Origin of the sequence: Avibacterium avium (genome assembly GCF_900454535.1) — a bacterium.
Taxonomy (GTDB): domain Bacteria; phylum Pseudomonadota; class Gammaproteobacteria; order Enterobacterales; family Pasteurellaceae; genus Avibacterium; species Avibacterium avium.
In genome coordinates this window covers 1,279,245-1,296,511 of sequence record NZ_UGSP01000001.1, presented here as the reverse complement: position 1 = coordinate 1,296,511, position 17,267 = coordinate 1,279,245, and the positions used below count along the sequence as shown (strand labels likewise).

11 protein-coding genes are annotated in these 17,267 nt (G+C 42.7%); 9 read left to right on the top strand and 2 right to left on the bottom strand.

The annotated features are described in order from the left end of the window. Positions 1-91 precede the first annotated feature (91 nt). Both prc and proQ read right to left on the bottom strand, forming a co-directional pair. On the bottom strand, positions 92-2,149 hold the full coding sequence (gene prc, locus DYC50_RS06390; RefSeq protein ID WP_115249474.1) for a carboxy terminal-processing peptidase: 2,058 nt from the start codon (positions 2,147-2,149) through the stop codon (positions 92-94). A gap of 37 nt (positions 2,150-2,186) precedes the next feature. After that, positions 2,187-2,792, bottom strand: a complete 606-nt coding sequence (gene proQ / locus DYC50_RS06385) for an RNA chaperone ProQ (protein WP_115249473.1) — start codon at positions 2,790-2,792, stop codon at positions 2,187-2,189. A 240-nt stretch (positions 2,793-3,032) separates the two neighbouring features. Here proQ and DYC50_RS06380 point away from each other — a divergent pair, with 240 nt between their 5' ends. From DYC50_RS06380 to DYC50_RS06340, 9 genes are all read left to right on the top strand, one after another. Then, positions 3,033-4,307, top strand: coding sequence for a paraquat-inducible protein A (locus DYC50_RS06380; protein WP_115249472.1), 1,275 nt, complete (start codon positions 3,033-3,035; stop codon positions 4,305-4,307). Further along, entirely contained in the window at positions 4,270-6,915 is a 2,646-nt protein-coding gene (locus DYC50_RS06375; protein WP_115249471.1) for a PqiB family protein, read from the top strand. Before DYC50_RS06380 ends, DYC50_RS06375 begins: the two co-directional genes overlap by 38 nt. Before the next feature lie 108 nt (positions 6,916-7,023). Next, positions 7,024-8,925, top strand: a complete 1,902-nt coding sequence (gene parE, locus DYC50_RS06370) for a DNA topoisomerase IV subunit B (RefSeq protein ID WP_115249470.1) — start codon at positions 7,024-7,026, stop codon at positions 8,923-8,925. Positions 8,926-8,955: 30 nt separating this feature from the next. Then, positions 8,956-10,119, top strand: coding sequence for a copper-containing nitrite reductase (gene nirK / locus DYC50_RS06365; protein WP_245934867.1), 1,164 nt, complete (start codon positions 8,956-8,958; stop codon positions 10,117-10,119). 59 nt (positions 10,120-10,178) lie between these two features. Continuing rightward, positions 10,179-12,428, top strand: coding sequence for a DNA topoisomerase IV subunit A (gene parC, locus DYC50_RS06360; protein WP_115249469.1), 2,250 nt, complete (start codon positions 10,179-10,181; stop codon positions 12,426-12,428). A gap of 170 nt (positions 12,429-12,598) precedes the next feature. Beyond that, complete coding sequence (gene cdd, locus DYC50_RS06355) at positions 12,599-13,504, top strand: cytidine deaminase (RefSeq protein ID WP_115249468.1); 906 nt, start codon at positions 12,599-12,601, stop codon at positions 13,502-13,504. A 108-nt stretch (positions 13,505-13,612) separates the two neighbouring features. Continuing rightward, positions 13,613-15,157, top strand: a complete 1,545-nt coding sequence (locus DYC50_RS06350; RefSeq protein WP_115249467.1) for a YjjI family glycine radical enzyme — start codon at positions 13,613-13,615, stop codon at positions 15,155-15,157. Next, positions 15,157-15,954, top strand: a complete 798-nt coding sequence (locus tag DYC50_RS06345) for a 4Fe-4S cluster-binding domain-containing protein (RefSeq protein WP_115249466.1) — start codon at positions 15,157-15,159, stop codon at positions 15,952-15,954. The genes DYC50_RS06350 and DYC50_RS06345 overlap by 1 nt, the downstream gene beginning before the upstream one ends. Positions 15,955-15,978: 24 nt before the next feature. Further along, a complete protein-coding gene (locus DYC50_RS06340; RefSeq protein ID WP_103853004.1) occupies positions 15,979-17,229 on the top strand; it encodes a NupC/NupG family nucleoside CNT transporter in 1,251 nt (416 codons plus the stop codon). Positions 17,230-17,267: the final 38 nt, after the last annotated feature.

Here is a 17,267-nt window from a genome sequence, read left to right as displayed (position 1 = left end):
ACCACGCTGAATATTAGGCAATAAAATTCAATCCTAACAATAATATAACCGCACTTTTATGCTTAATGACATCAAAGTGCGGTAAAATTTTTTACGGTTTTTCTACCCTTTTTGCCGCATCACCATTTGCCTTTTCAGCATAGAAAGAAACAAGATCAGCAGCCATATGCTCCGCTTCTTTCAAAGCAAAATCAGGTGCTTCGTAATCTTTCGGCAAATCATCTAAATTTTTGATTGGCTTTTTGCCTTCACGTTTAAAGCGTTCATTGAGATCTTTTAACCGTTTAGCATCATCTTTATCATTTTCTGCTTTTCGCTTTTCATAATTCAATGATAAGAATTTACGCTCACGGCGCTCTTCAAGGGTTTTCAGATTCTCATTTAATACGATGAACTCAGGATCTTTCGCCATTCTAGCAATATGTGCAGGTTCTAGTTTGGCAACTGCTTCTCTTGCTTTTCCTTGCTCTGAATAACTTGCAGGGGGAATTTTATCCCAAGGTAAGGCATTGTCTTCTTTTTCTTCACCATATTCTTTCATATCAATTAAAGAAGGAAAAGTAATATCTGGCTTAACTCCTTTTAACTGAGTGCTTCCGCCATTGATACGATAAAACTTCTGAATGGTATATTGAATCAAGCCAAGCGGATTATCACTGAGATCGTACACAAAATTCAGTGAATTACTACGCTGAACCGTACCTTTACCAAAGCTATTTTGCCCAATCACAATTCCTCGATTGTAATCCTGAACCGCTGCGGCAAAAATTTCAGAAGCAGAAGCACTGAATCGGTCAATCATCACCAATAATGGGCCTTTATAAACTTGTTCCATATCAGGATCTTCGTGGATACGAATGCGCTGATAGGCATCGCGTACTTGAACAACAGGGCCATCACTAATAAATAAGCCACTTAGCTCAACAGCCTCGCCTAATGCGCCACCGCCATTTTCACGCAAATCAATAATCAACCCCTGTGCTTTTTTGCTTTCCATTTCTTTCAAGAGTTTTCTTACATCATCTGTTAAGCCAATGTAAAAGCTAGGAATTTTGATCACTGCAATTTGTTTGCCGTCCACTTTTTCTACGGTGAGTTTAGCCGCCTGATCTTCTAAGCGAACACGATCTCGAATTAAGGTAACAATACGATTTTTACCGCCTTTTTCTGGCTCAATTTCTAACCGCACTTTTGTGCCTTTTTTGCCTTTGATCTTGTCAATAACGTCATCTAAACGCCAACCGACCACATCAACAATTGGGCCTTTCGCTTGACCAACACCAACGATTTTATCTCCCGCTTTAATGCGTTTACTGCGATCTGCTGGCGCGCCTTTTACCAAAGACTTAACCACCGTTTCACCAGTTTCTTCTGATTGTAATGTCGCCCCAATCCCTTCTAAGGAAAGGTTCATACTCTCATTGAAACTTTTCGCAGTTCTTGGCGCAAGATAGCTGGTATGCGGATCAATTTCACGCGCAAGTGCATTAAGATAAGCCTGAGTCACATCTTCTGCTTTAGTTTGAGTTAAGCGGCGAATAGCTAAGTTATAACGCTTAATTAACGTTTTTTTAATTTCTGGCCATTTTTTATCTTTTAACTTCAAACCGATCACATCGTTTTTAACGCGCTGTTCCCACAACTTATTGAGTTCTGCTTCAGTTTTAGGCCAAGGCGCTTTTTCACGGTCAATCTCAATTTGATCATCTTGGCTTAAATTCGGCTCTTTATCTAATAATGAAAGTGCATATTTATAACGTTCATAACGTCTTTTCATCATTTCATCATACATATCAAAAGCAATATCCAACTTGCCTTCATTAAGCTCTTCATCAATTTTACTTGCATACTTTTCGCGCATTTGTGCAACATCTGAAGCCAAAAAAGTATTCCGAGAATAATCTAAACTTCTTAGATAACGATCAAAGATTTTTTGCGAAAATTCATTATCCAGTTGAAATTTTTGATAGTGAGAATTGGTTAAGCGTGCCGTTACACGCTTAGTCGCTAACTGATGGTTTTCATCGTATGAGGGCAATACAATATCAGCACTTTTCAGTGTCGGCGCAACGGCCAAACTTAGCTGACTAGATAAAAATAAAGCGCCAAGCATTAAGGCTAACTTGCTCTTACTTTGATAAAATTTCATTCAACTTTCCTAATTAAAGCAAAACTGGCGTGTAAAACTAAACAAATAAACGATCAGCTGTTACCGCAATGGTTAAACCATTTTCTAGCTGAACACGCACATTGTCTTTTACTACTTCAAGCACAACAGCAGTTTTTGCACTATTGCCTGCTTTTACCTTAACTTTTGCTCCAGCTTGCAATGTTGCTAAATCAACGGCAACAAGATTAGGTTTATTTTGTGGTTTTTTCGCTACAAATTTCTTCGTATTTGGACGCGCAGGCTTTTTATTCGCTTTCGGATTTGCCGCTCGCTCTGCTGCACGTTTTTCCGCCACTTTCGCTTTGCTTTCTGCTAATTTCTGTGCCGCGTGCTCTGCGTGTTCTTTCTCTAATACGCCTGCTGGATTGCCTTGTAAATCAACGCGCTCAGCCCCTTCTTTACAAGCGTATAAATAACGCCAGCCTGCTGTATATAAGCGCAGAGCTTGACGCAATTGGGTTTTACTTACTTTTTCATCATCTGCAAGGGCTTCTGCTAAATCTTGGAAAATCCCGACTTTTAACGGTTTTGCCTCACCTTCAAGGAAAAAACAGCGCGGAAACTTTTCCGCTAAATAAGCGATAATTTCTTTATTATTGGTTAATTTCTGAACTTCTGTCATTGTGTAATCTCACATACCATTAATTTTAAATAGAAAAACGTTGCACATTTTAGCTTAAATTCGCAAGAAATGGCAATTTTTTGATCGGGTTTATAGCTGATGCTTCAATAAAAAAGCAAAGTGCGGTGCTTTTTATGATAAATTTCCGTAAAAAACCACCGCACTTTGAAAAGCGCGTAAATCCATATAAAATAGCGCTTTTGAATTTCTTTTAGAGAAAAATTAGCAGAACTTTACGCGATGACAACACCGTTAAAAACAACACATTACGCCAAACAGCATATTGCCCGTTGCACCCATTGCGATGCCACGGTGTCTGTGCCTACGTTGGAGGCGAACCAATATGCGGAATGTCCTCGCTGTGATGAGGTGCTGTGTTCAGGCAGCCGTTGGAATTTGCATCGCTGTGCGATGATTGCCCTATCCATTTTAATTTTGATGCCTTTTGCCTTGAATTATCCTTTATTAAGCATTGATTTATTGGGTACGCGGGTGGACGCTTCGGTTTGGCAAGGGGTGTGGAAAATGGCAACGGAAGGCTATCCTTATACGGCATTTCTCATTTTTCTCTGCGCTGTGTTTATGCCCATTTCCTTCGCGATTTTGGTGATTTTACTCCGTCTTTCGCAACTACTTGGCATTAAACCGCGTAATATCTTGCTCGCGCTGGGGTATATTAAACCTTGGGTAATGTTTGATGTGTATTTGGTTGCACTGGGTGTAACAATGTTTAAGGTGCGAGAATACGCCCCCCTTAGCCTTGATGTTTATTTAATTGCCTTTATTTTCACCGCACTTTTAACCACGCTTCTATTTATTAAGCTCAATCTGAATGCGCTGTGGAATGATTTTTATCCACAAGATAGACTTTTGACTGAAATGCCCGATGAGCCGCCTTGTGTCTGCTTGGAGTGCCATTACACGTTTACCGAGCCTTATCAAGACAGCAAACATCAAGCTCGTTGTCCGCGCTGTTTAACGCTATTAGAAGTGCCAGTAAACATTAAATTGCAACGCACTTGGGCAACCTTGATTGCGGGCATTATTATGCTTTTCCCTGCTAATTTACTGCCGATGTCGGTGGTTTATGTCAACGGTGCACCGAGTGCCGATACCCTGATGTCTGGCGTGATTACCTTTGTTGAAATGGGCAGTTATTTCGTGGCATTTGTGGTATTTACCGCCAGTATTTTTATTCCTATTAGCAAAATTTTTATTTTGCTTTATTTATTAATTTGTGTACATTTCAACCTTCGCCAATCCATAAAATGGCAAATGCGCTTATTCCATATTGTGCATTTTGTCGGTCGTTGGTCGATGTTAGATTTGTTCGTACTCGCATTGATGATGTCCTTAGTTGCACGCGGACAAATCATCAATTTTTCCGTAGGCCCTGCTGCCTTTTATTTTGGGGCTGCAGTGTTCTTAACTATGATTTCAGCTTCGCAATTCGACAGTCGTTTACTTTGGAAAATTTATGACAGACAACAACAAAACGCCGTCCATTCAGGATAATTACAATGCGGTAAAAGCCGCTATTCATAAAAACAAACGGATTTCGCCATTTTGGTTGTTACCCTTTGTTGCCTTATGTATTGGTGCGATTTTGTTCTTTCAAATTGTGCAAGAACAAGGCATTAGCATCAAAATCACCTTTGATAATGGTGATGGTTTAGTGGCAGGGAAAACGCAAATTCGTTACCAAGGCTTGCAAATTGGTGTGGTGAAAAAAGTAAATTTTACTGACGACCTGAAAAAAGTGGAAGTGGAAGCCAGTATTTATCCTGAAGCCAAAACCGTGTTGCGTGAAAACACCAAGTTTTGGCTCGTTCGTCCAAGTGCTTCACTGGCGGGGATTTCTGGCATTGATGCGCTGGTTTCGGGCAACTACATTACCTTACAACCCGGAGACGGTGAGTCGCAAGATGAATTTATTGCAGAAGATGAAGGCCCAATTGCTCAAGTTACTGAAGGTGATTTGCTCATTCATTTACTGGCTGATGATTTAGGTTCCATCTCAATCGGTGCGTCTGTCTATTTCAAAAAAATGCCTGTCGGGAAAATTTATGATTACCGCTTCACCAAAGATCAGAAGAAAATTGAAATTGATGTGGTGATCGATAAGCCTTATACCCAATTCGTAAAAAAAGACAGCCATTTCTGGAACATTAGCGGTATTAACGCCAGTGTTGGGCTTTCTGGTATTAATGTGCAAATGGATAGCCTAAATTCCGTGGTACAAGGCGCTGTGGCATTTGATTCACCGCAAAATAGTCCAAAGGCGGAAAGCAACGAACGCTATCGTTTATATGCTAATTTACAGGCGGCCAAACGCGGTATTGAAATCAATGTTACCGTGCCGAATATTGCTGGATTACGCGCAGGCAAAACTGCGGTGTATTCACAAGATGCACAAATCGGTTTGCTGTCAGAATTAAGTGCGGTGGAAAATAATGAAGAAATTTTGCAAGGCAAATTACTCATTGATCCTAGCGCTGAAAATCTGTTTAAAAGCAACACTGAAATCGTGCTACGCAACACAAAATTCAATTTGAGCGAACTGAGCGACACGCAGAAATTATTGCGTGGTGAATATTTTGATGTCATCAGCGGTACAGGTGAAAAACAAACGCAATTTACTGTCATTAAAGAAAATGAACTGTTGCTCAAACAGCCTGATACCTTGGTTTTAACCTTAACCGCACCTGAAACCTATAACATCAGTGAAGGGCAGCAAATTTACTACAATAATTTCCCTATTGGTGAAATTGTAAATCAGCGGATCGAACAAGAATCGGTGCGTTTTAAAGTGGCGATCGCCAGACAATATCGTCATTTAATTCACCCTGATACGCTCTTTATTGCTGCGTCAAATTTTGAAGTGAGCATCGGCACTGACGGCGTGAAAATGCAAGCGGCAAGCCCTGAAAAATGGCTACAAGGTGGCATTCGCATTGTGGCGGGTCATCAATCGGGTAAATTGCCTGAAAGTTTCCCGTTATATAGTGATCTCAGTAATGCTGAAGCAGGGATTGTGAGTAATAATCTAACTCCAACCATCACCTTAACCACTTCACAGCTACCAAGCATTGATAAAGGTTCTCTGGTGCTTTATCGCCAATATGAAGTGGGCAAAATTCTGGCTATCCGCCCGAAAAAAGATCATTTTGACGTGGACGTATTTATCTATCCGAAACATCGCGATTTGCTCACCAGCAAAAGTCTGTTCTGGGTGGAAAGTGCCGCACAGGTGGACATCACACCGAAAGGCATTAGCATTCAAGCCGCACCTATTGCTCGCACCTTAAAAGGCGCGATTAGTTTTGATAACAGTGGCTCAGGTAACAAAATTCTTTACCCAAATGAAATGCGTGCCAAATCCGCAGGACAAGTGATTAAGCTCACCGCCGCAGATGCTACCAACTTAAGTAAAGGAATGCCGTTGCGTTATATGGGCTTAAATATTGGTGAAGTGGATAGCATTGAGCTTTCCGCCGATCGCAAAATTATCGCCACGGCGTTAATTAACCCGAAATATATGGCAATCATTGCCAAAGAAAACAGCAAATTCCGCCTGATTTCGCCGCAAATTTCCGCAGGTGGCATTGAGAATTTAGATAGCCTTTTACAACCTTATATTGATGTAGAAGCTGGCAGTGGCAAAGCACGCAGTCAATTCCGCCTCGCGCAATCTGTGCCGACCACCAACAAATACGGCGATGGTTTCCCACTCATTTTAGAAACCAAAAACGCAATGAATATCACAGTGGGATCACCTGTGTTGTACCGCGGTGTGGAAGTGGGGACAATTCGCAATTTAGAGCTTAACAGCCTTGGCGACCGCGTGTTAGTGCATATCGTGATTGCCAATAAACACAAAGCCCTTGTGCGCCAAAATTCAGAATTCTGGATCTCATCAGGTTATGGAATGGAGCTTGGCTTCACGGGCTTATCCATTAACACAGGATCAATGCAGCAACTGTTAAAAGGCGGTATTGCCTTTTCAACGCCGTCTGGCTCGGTGGTGCAACCGCAAGCAAAAGCCAACCAGCGTTTCTTGTTGCAAGACAAACGTCCTAAAGAAGCCATAAATTGGAATTTAGGCATTTTAGGTAACGAATAAAATTTACAAAAAAACGACCGCACTTTAATTTTACCCTACTGGTATTTTATACAGGTCGTTTTTTTGCTACACTTTCGCCAATTTTTGATTTGAAATTAGGTTTTCCCAATGACAACAAATTATTCCGCCAATGAAATTACCGTTTTAAAAGATCTTGAGCCAGTTCAGCTGCGCCCCGGTATGTACACCGATACCACTCGCCCAAACCATTTAGGACAAGAAGTGATCGATAACAGCGTGGACGAAGCGCTAGCTGGCCACGCCACAAAAATCGAAGTGATTTTGCATAAAGATCAATCCCTTGAAGTGATCGATAACGGGCGAGGAATGCCCGTTGATATTCACCCCACCGAGGGCGTTTCAGGGGTGGAGGTGATCCTCACCAAATTGCACGCAGGAGGAAAATTCTCCAATAAAAATTATACCTTTTCAGGGGGCTTGCACGGTGTGGGGATTTCCGTCGTGAACGCCCTTTCCGAACGGGTGGATATTCAAATTAAACGCAACGGTCAAGTGTATAAAATCGCCTTTGAAAATGGCGTTAAAGTGGAAGAATTAGAAGTTATCGGCACTTGCGGTCGCAGAACCACAGGCACAACCGTGCATTTCAAACCCAACCCAAAATATTTTGACAGTAGCAATTTTTCCGTCAGCCGTTTACGCCATTTATTGCGTGCCAAAGCCGTGTTGTGCTCAGGCTTGGAAATCCGTTTTATTGACAAAGTCAATGGTACAGAAGACGTTTGGCTCTATCAAGACGGCTTAGCCGATTATTTGACAGAAAATGTAGAGGGCTACACCACCCTACCTACCACTCCTTTTGTGGGCAATTTTGAAACGGAAAAAGAAACCGCCAGTTGGGCATTAATTTGGCTACCTGAGGGCGGGGATTTATTAGGCGAAAGCTATGTGAATTTAATTCCCACTATCCAAGGGGGAACACACGTTAATGGCTTACGCCAAGGCTTGCTCGATGCAATGCGTGAATTTTGCGAATTCCGTAATTTGCTACCGCGTGGCGTGAAACTTACCGCCGATGATATTTGGGATCGCTGTGCTTATGTGCTTTCGATCAAAATGCAAGATCCACAATTTGCCGGGCAAACCAAAGAGCGTTTATCTTCCCGCCAAAGTGCGGTGTTCGTCAGCGGCGTGGTGAAAGATGCCTTTAGCTTATGGCTCAACCAAAACGTGCAAGAAGCCGAAGAACTGGCGAAAATGGCGATTAGCTCAGCAGAACGCCGTTTGCGTGCAGCGAAAAAAATCGTGCGTAAAAAACAAGTGAGTGGCCCTGCCCTGCCGGGGAAACTCGCTGATTGCAGCTCACAAGATTTAGCACTGACCGAATTATTCTTAGTCGAAGGGGATTCCGCAGGGGGATCAGCCAAACAAGCGCGCGATCGTGAATACCAAGCCATTTTGCCATTACGCGGAAAAATTCTAAATACTTGGGAAGTGTCTGCCGATCAGGTGCTTGGCTCACAAGAAGTCCACGACATTGCTGTGGCATTGGGGATCGACCCTGACAATAGCGATCTTTCCCAGTTGCGTTATGGCAAGGTTTGTATTCTTGCTGATGCGGATTCTGATGGTTTACATATTGCCACCCTACTCTGCGCCCTATTCTTACGCCACTTCCCAAAATTGGTAGCGGAAGGACACGTTTATGTGGCAATGCCGCCACTTTATCGTATCGACATTGGCAATGAAGTCTATTACGCCCTTGATGAAGGGGAAAAAGAAGGCATTTTAGATCGCTTAAAAAATAAAAAAGGCAAAATCAATGTGCAGCGCTTCAAAGGGCTAGGCGAAATGAACCCAAGCCAGTTGCGTGAAACCACAATGGATCCTAATACGCGCCGTTTGGTGCAGCTCACCTTTGATCAAGAAAATGAACAAAGTGAAACAGAAACCTTTGAATTAATGGATATGCTGTTGGCGAAAAAACGTTCTGAAGATCGTAAAATGTGGTTACAAGCCAAAGGCGACCAAGTGGATTTGAGCGTATAAGCCCGCCACCAAATAAGCAAGGAAACACCAATGAAAAAGACCTTTTTAGCCTTAATTTTCACCGCACTTTTAAGCGGCAATGTTATCGCCACAGAGCAACATTCAACCAAGCCCAATGCGGTTGAAAATACGAATACGGCGGAAAATACTAATGTCACTGAAAATACCAATGTAACTGAAAACAAAAGTGCGGTGCAAAATGTAAAAATTTCTGATCTTCCCGTGATTGAAGCAGAACTCACCACCGCACCAAATGTGCCAGCGCCCATTACGCGTGATTATCCTGCTCGTGTGGTGGTAAAACTGGAAGCGCTGGAAAAAATTATGGAAATTATGCCAAAAGTGCAATTCAAATATTGGACATACAACGGTTCAACCCCTGCACCGTTCATTCGTGTGCGCGAAGGAGATACGGTGGAAGTGCATTTATCCAACCCGATCAACTCCAAACTGCCGCACAGCATTGATTTCCATTCTTCCGCCGCCCCTGAAGGCACGGCGCTGGCAAGCAACACCGCACCGGGGCATACCAGTATTTATCAGTTCAAAGTGCTATCACCTGGGCTTTATCTTTATCACTGCGCCGCAATGCCTGGTGCGCCGACTCACATCGGCAAGGGAATGTTCGGTTTAATGTTGGTTGAGCCAAAAGAAGGCTTACCGCCAGTGGATAAAGAATTTTATATTGTACAGAACGAATTTTATACCCAAGGGGAATTTGGTGAAGCAGGCTTGCAAGTTTTTAGTATGCAAAAAGCGAGCTATGAGCTGCCTGACTATGTGGTCTTTAACGGCCATTATGGCTCAATGCTCGGCGATAACGCGTTAAAAGCCAAAGTGGGGGAAAAATTACGTTTTTATGTCGGCAACGCGGGGCCAAATAAGGTGTCGTCTTTCCATTTGATCGGCAAGCCTTTTGATACAGTGTATGTGGAAGGTGGTTCATTGCAAAATCACAATGTACAAACCACCTTAATTCCTGCTGGCGGTGCGATGATGGCTGAAACCACCATTCCTGTACCCGGCCCTTATCCTTTTGTGGATCATTCTATTTTCCGTACTGAAAAAGGCGCGAAAGGGGTGTTAATGGTAAGTGGGGAGGAAAATCCACAGATTTTCAGTGGAAAATTAAAAGATGAGCCTTACACCAAACGCAATCCTGATGCGGACGTGTCCACAGGATTTCAACATTAAAAATCGCGTAAAAAACCACCGTACTTTAATTTTAACGAATATAAGAGAAAAACAAATTTATGGCAGAAATTAATTACGAAGGCATTGAGCAAATGCCACTACAAAACTTCACCGAAAGTGCCTATTTGAATTATTCAATGTATGTGATTATGGATCGCGCATTGCCCTTTATTGGTGATGGATTAAAGCCCGTGCAGCGCCGTATCGTCTATGCAATGTCGGAATTAGGACTCAATGCCACGGCGAAATATAAAAAATCAGCGCGTACTGTGGGGGACGTATTAGGTAAATTCCACCCGCACGGAGATACCGCTTGTTACGAAGCTATGGTGCTAATGGCGCAGCCTTTCTCTTATCGTTATCCGCTTATTGATGGACAAGGAAACTGGGGGGCGCCTGATGATCCGAAATCCTTTGCGGCAATGCGTTATACCGAATCGCGTTTAGCCAAAATTTCAGAAATTTTGCTCAGCGAACTGGGGCAAGGCACGGTGGAATTTCAGCCTAACTTTGACGGCACACTAGAAGAGCCAGAATATTTACCTGCCCGCCTACCGCATATTTTACTTAATGGCACAACGGGGATTGCCGTGGGAATGGCAACGGATATTCCCCCACACAATCTCAATGAAGTAGCCGATGCGGCGGTAATGCTGTTGGATAACCCAAAAGCCAATTTAGATGATGTAATGAGCGTGCTGCAAGGGCCTGATTATCCAACGGAAGCAGAAATTATTTCGAGCAAAGAAGATATTCGTAAAATTTACGAGCAAGGACGCGGCTCAATCAAAATGCGTGCGGTGTGGAAAAAAGAAGATGGCGAAATCATCATTAGCGCACTGCCCCACCAAGCCTCGCCATCAAAAATCATCAGCCAAATCGCGGAACAAATGAATGCGAAAAAACTGCCGATGGTAGAAGATATTCGTGACGAAGCGGATCACAATAATCCAATCCGTATCGTGCTAGTGCCACGTTCCAACCGCGTGGATACCGATGCCCTAATGGCGCATTTATTTGCTACCACGGATTTAGAAAAAAGCTATCGTGTGAATATGAATATGATTGGCTTGGACAACAAGCCAGCGGTGAAAAATCTGCTGCAAATTCTCACCGAATGGCTGACTTTCCGCCGTACCACGGTAACCAGACGTTTACAACATCGCTTAGATAAAGTGCTGAACCGACTGCATATTTTGCAAGGTTTGATGATTGCCTTTTTAAATATTGATGAAGTGATCGCCATTATTCGTAACGAAGACAAGCCAAAGCAGGAATTAATGATGCGCTTTAATTTAAGTGATGAGCAAGCCGAGGCTATTTTAAACTTGCGCTTACGCCAATTAGCCAAATTGGAAGAGCACGAACTGCAAGCGGAGCAAGATAAATTAGAGCAAGAGCGGTTGAATTTAGAGCAAATTTTGGGATCTGAGCGCCGGTTAAATACGCTCATCAAAAAAGAAATTCAGCAAGATGCGAAAACCTTTGCTAGCCCTCGCCTTTCACCAATCGTAGAGCGTGCGGAAGCCAAAGCAATGGCTGAAAACGAAATGATCCCCGCTGAACCTGTTACCGTGATTTTATCGCAAATGGGGTGGGTGCGTTGTGCTAAAGGCCACGACATTGATCCGCAAGGACTAAGCTACAAAGCAGGTGATGGTTATCTAGCACACGCCTGCGGAAAAAGCAATCAGCCAGTGGTATTCCTTGATAGCACAGGGCGCAGCTATGCGGTAGAACCGCTATCCTTGCCTTCTGCACGCTCACAAGGCGAACCACTCACGGGCAAACTTTCCTTACCTGCCGGGGCTACGGTTTCCCAAGTGTTAATGGAAAATGATGAGCAAAAATTATTAATGGCATCGGACGCAGGCTATGGGTTTATTTGCCAATTTAGCGATTTAGTGGCGCGTAACAAAGCAGGTAAAGCCTTGATTTCCTTGCCAGAAAATGCCCAAGTCTTGCCACCATTAAGTTTACAAGAAAATAAAAACTTGCTCGTGGCGCTCACTTCTGCAGGCAGAATGTTGATTTTCCCTGTGCAAGATCTGCCTGAATTATCCAAAGGAAAAGGCAACAAAATCATTTCGATCCCCGCAGCAAACGCGAAAGATCGCAGCGAATTATTGGTTCGCTTATTGTTGATTTCCGAACAAGCGAACTTGGTATTCCACTCAGGCAAACGCAAAATCACCCTTAAAGCGGAAGATTTACAACGCTTCCGTGCTGAACGTGGACGCAAAGGCAGCCAGCTGCCAAGGGGCTTGCATAGTGGCGCAGAAATTGAAGTGATTGAGCCAAATCAATAAAACCTAAATATGCTTATAGGCGAATCATCAGGTTCGCCTATTTTTTCTCTTTTCTCTCGCTAAATTTTTGATATTGCTCACAAATTTTAACTTTAACGCAAGCTTTTTTATTTTTTCTGCTTTATGATGAAAAAAATGATCTCCGTATTATAGAGAGTAGAGAGGATAAAATGAGCCGTATTGAACAACATATTTCTCACCGTTTACAACACGCCTTAGCCCAATTAGAAAATCAAAATTTGGCACAAGATCTTTGGCATATTTTTGCCGAACAACATTTTCAAGGATTTCTACCGCACTTTGCCGTACAGCATTTATGCCAAAAACATCAATTAGATCTTAAAACCCTTTCTTTATTGTTGTTACCCGTGAGCGCCACCTATGCCAATCCAACCATCTCACAATTTAACGTGGGTGCGGTGGCCATTGGCGAAAGTGGCAATTTCTACTTTGGCGGAAATCAAGAATTCTGCGCCACCAATATTCAACAAACTATTCACGCCGAACAAAGTGCCATTTCTCACGCTTGGATGCGCAAAGAGAAAAAGCTCACCGATATCACGGTGAATTACACCCCGTGCGGCCATTGTCGTCAATTTATGAACGAATTAAATAGTGCAGACAGCTTGCATATTCACCTGCCGCATAGCCAAAACAATCTACTACATAGCTATTTGCCTGATGCTTTTGGCCCTGCAGATTTAGCCATTCCTTATCGTTTATTTGACGAAAAAACCAATGGCTTACAATTAGCCACAAAAGATCCGTTAATTCACACCGCACTTGAAGCCGCAAACCTATCCCACGCTCCTTATACTCAAAGTTTCTGCGGTGTCGCGGTAGAATTACAAGATAAACAAGTTTTCCAAGGCAGCTACGCCGAAAACGCCGCCTTCAACCCAAGCCTCCCCGCCCTACAAGTGGCCATCAATTATCTTCTACTAAGCGGTAACGAAGTAGAAAACATCACCCGCGTAGTGATGGTAGAACACCCAGTAAAACTCTCCTACAAACAAATGGCCGAAGAATTATTAGGTTATTTAGGGGAAGTGAAATTGGAGTATATTGCGGTTTAAAATAAGCACATAAATATGCCCAAAATGTGATCTAAATCACAGCAAGATCGAACTGACTTCGGTAGGATTAGGCTTCCTACCGATCTTTTATGAATAAAGGAGCAAACAATGCAAGCCTCACTACAAGATATTCTCGATGTGGTTAAAGCAAAAAATCTAACCTATCATCAAAAATTAATGAGCTTAGGCAATATTGCTGAGCGGCTATTTAACCCTATTGATTTATTAGGCTACACAGAAGAAGAATGGGAATATCTGCAAAATCATATGATTTGTGATTTATGTGAAGGCTATGCTATTTATCGTCCGCGTTATATTTTGCCTGACTATAATGTTTATATTCAAAAAGGCTGTAAATTCCTTGACTTGCCACCACCAAAAGATCTTGATGAAGTGCTAGATGGCTTGCTCATTCTTTATTCCCACGTTCCGTCCATTACCACTTATCCCGTTTATATTGGACGCTTAGATGAGTTGCTCGATCCTTTCATTACTGACGAGAAGCAGGATTACATCAAAATTAAACGTTTCTTAAACCATATTGATAAAACCATTGCAGATTCTTTCTGCCACGCCAATATTGGCCCTTATGACACCAAAGCAGGGCGTTTAATTTTACAGGCGGTCATTGAGCTAGAAAACACCACGCCAAATATGACTATTCGCTATGATAAGCAAAAAACCTCGCGTGAATTTGCAGAACTTGCTGCTAAAGCTTGTTTATTGGTGTCAAAACCCTCTTTTGCCAATGATCCTTATTACATTAAAGATTTGGGGGAACAATATGGTATCGCCAGTTGTTACAATGCGCTGCCTGAATGTGGCGGTGCTTATACCCTCACTCGCTTAAGATTAGGTACTATCGGACGTGCTTGCTCAAATGTTGATGAAATGGTGAATGAATTATTGCCTAAAGTGGCAAAACTTGCCCTTTCCACAATGGATAAACGGCATAAATTTTTGATCGAAGAAAGCAATTTCTTTGAAAGCAGTTTCTTAGCGCAAGAAGAATTTATTAAACGTGAAAACTTTACCAGTATGATCGCCATTGTGGGATTAGCCGATGCGGTCAATCATCTTTTACAACAAGAAGGCATTAACGAAACCTTCGGACAAAGCCAACGTGGTGATGAGATCGCCACACTCATTATGGATAAATTGGAAGAAGTCAATAACGCGCACAAAGGGCTTTATGTGGAGCGTACCAATAACCGTTATTTACTACACGCGCAAGTGGGGGCGAGCAACCACGAAGAAGATAAGATGAATACACCAGCACACCGTATTCGCGTAGGTGAAGAACCGACATTATTAGCGCATCTAAAACAATCGGCCCCATTCCATAAATACTTCCCTTCTGGTACAGGGGATCTCTTTGCTTTCGATCAAACCTATACTGATCATTTAGATGCGGTGGTGGATATTATTGATGGCGCTTTCGCACAAGGCTATCGCTACATTACAACTTACTTAAAAAATACCGATCTCATTCGCGTAACAGGCTATTTAGTGAAGAAAAGCGAGGTTGAGCGTTATCGCAAAGGCGAAGCGGTATTACGCGATACCACTTGGTATGGCTCTGGCACAGACGATTGCGCCAATGTCTTTGATCGCCAATTGCGCAATGAAGAAAATGTAAGCGCCAATTCATAATGACTAAGCCAGTTCCGCTTTCTGAAATTTATGTTCCTCTACATCGGATTATTCCCTTTTCCAATGTAGAGGGACAAGGCAATCGCACCAGCATTTTTCTGCAGGGTTGTAAGCTAAATTGCCTTTATTGCCATAACCCAGAAACTATTCCAAGAAAAAATAGCGAAGCCAAATTGGTCAGCTTGCAATATTTGTATGATCAGGTAATGAACTCCGTGCCGTTTATTCGCGGCGTCACCGTTTCTGGCGGTGAACCCACCATTCATCATAAAAAATTAGTGCCACTTTTCACCGCACTTCGTCAACAGGGGCTAACTTGTTATCTTGATAGCAGCGGATTTTTTGATTATGACAGCACGCAATCCTTAATTGCCGTAACCGATAAATTTCTCTTTGATCTCAAAGGTGATGGCTTAGGCTTACAGACACTCTGTTTTGAACGCCGCAATCAGCAAGGCAAAGTGCCAACTCAAATTATCCCCACAACGCAGCATATCAAAACAGAAAATCTCACCCGAAATTGGCAAAATCTCGCCAAATTATTACCGCACAATAAAATTGAAGAAGTGCGGTTGGTTTTTATCAAAGATTTTTTTGACGCCTACCACTTAGTGGAAAAAGCGGCGCTACTGCTACGAGATTATCCCGAGGTGTTATTCAAAATTATTCGAGTGCATAGCAAAGGGGCAAGAGATGAAACTGGTTTAACCCCTTTTATTCCCACAGTGGAAGAAACTCAGGCACTGGCAGCATTTGCTAAACAATGCGGAATACAAAAAATTACCACAATTACCTAAATTCATTCATCAAGGAGCGTAACTATGGATCTCATTATCAGTATTGTCGGGGTTTTCGTCCTGCTTGGCATTGGCTTGCTGTTTTCCAACAACCGCAAAGCCATTAATTTCCGAACTATTTTTGGTGCCTTAGCCATTCAAATCGGCTTTGCTGCGCTGATTTTGTATGTGCCAGCGGGAAGAAATGCCCTGCTTAGCACCGCTGAAGGCGTAAGCAAAGTGATAAATTATGGTAACGAAGGGATCGCCTTTCTTTTTGGTAACCTTGCCGATCCAAGCAATGTAGGCTTTATTTTTGCTTTCAAAGTCCTACCAATTATCGTCTTTTTCTCAGCCTTAATTTCCGTGCTGTATTACATCGGCGTAATGCAATGGGTAATTAAAATTATCGGCGGAGGCTTGCAAAAAGCACTAGGTACATCAAAGGCAGAATCAATGTCGGCGGCTGCCAATATTTTTGTTGGACAAACCGAAGCACCACTTGTAGTTAAGCCTTTTATTAGCCGAATGACAGAATCTGAATTATTTACTGTAATGGTAGGTGGAACAGCCTCCATCGCAGGTTCAGTATTAGCTGGCTATGCTGGTATGGGAGTGCCACTCACCTACTTAATCGCGGCATCATTTATGGCAGCACCCGCAGGATTATTATTCGCCAAATTGATGTATCCACAAACAGAAAAATTCAGTGATACCTTAGAAGAAAACGTCAAAACAGAAAAACCAAATAATATCGTTGAAGCGCTTGCCAATGGTGCGGCGTCAGGGGTAACACTTGCCATCAATGTGGGCGGTATGTTGATCGCCTTTATCGCCTCTATCGCCTTATTAAATGGCTTAATCGGCGGAATCGGTGGCTGGTTTGGCTATGGCGATCTCACCTTACAAAGCCTACTCGGCTATTTATTCCAACCTATCGCTTTCATCATCGGCGTGCCTTGGCAAGATGCTGAAATCGCAGGACAAATGATCGGAATGAAATTAGCCGTAAATGAATTTGTCGGCTATTTAGAATTTGCCCAATATTTACAACCTGACGCAGCTGTACAACTTAGCGATAAAACCAAAGCCATTATCACTTTTGCCTTATGTGGCTTCGCTAACTTCAGCGCAATTGCCGTACTCATTGGCGGAATTGGCAGTATGGCGCCAACCCGCCGCTCAGACATCGCTCGTCTAGGCTTAAAAGCCGTCATCGCTGGCACACTCGCCAACCTAATGAGCGCTACTATCGCAGGATTCTTCATTGATCTCAGTGGTGCGGCGTTGAGTTAATCACTCAAAAATAAAGGCATAGCGGGAATATTCCTGCT

Bases quoted from the DNA above. Each gene is read 5' to 3' on its own strand.
- prc (WP_115249474.1), bottom strand. From the start codon at position 2,149: ATGAAATTTTATCAAAGTAAGAGCAAGTTAGCCTTAATGCTTGGCGCT.
- proQ (WP_115249473.1), bottom strand. From the start codon at position 2,792: ATGACAGAAGTTCAGAAATTAACCAATAATAAAGAAATTATCGCTTAT.
- DYC50_RS06380 (WP_115249472.1), top strand. From the start codon at position 3,033: ATGACAACACCGTTAAAAACAACACATTACGCCAAACAGCATATTGCC.
- DYC50_RS06375 (WP_115249471.1), top strand. From the start codon at position 4,270: ATGACAGACAACAACAAAACGCCGTCCATTCAGGATAATTACAATGCG.
- parE (WP_115249470.1), top strand. From the start codon at position 7,024: ATGACAACAAATTATTCCGCCAATGAAATTACCGTTTTAAAAGATCTT.
- nirK (WP_245934867.1), top strand. From the start codon at position 8,956: ATGAAAAAGACCTTTTTAGCCTTAATTTTCACCGCACTTTTAAGCGGC.
- parC (WP_115249469.1), top strand. From the start codon at position 10,179: ATGGCAGAAATTAATTACGAAGGCATTGAGCAAATGCCACTACAAAAC.
- cdd (WP_115249468.1), top strand. From the start codon at position 12,599: ATGAGCCGTATTGAACAACATATTTCTCACCGTTTACAACACGCCTTA.
- DYC50_RS06350 (WP_115249467.1), top strand. From the start codon at position 13,613: ATGCAAGCCTCACTACAAGATATTCTCGATGTGGTTAAAGCAAAAAAT.
- DYC50_RS06345 (WP_115249466.1), top strand. From the start codon at position 15,157: ATGACTAAGCCAGTTCCGCTTTCTGAAATTTATGTTCCTCTACATCGG.
- DYC50_RS06340 (WP_103853004.1), top strand. From the start codon at position 15,979: ATGGATCTCATTATCAGTATTGTCGGGGTTTTCGTCCTGCTTGGCATT.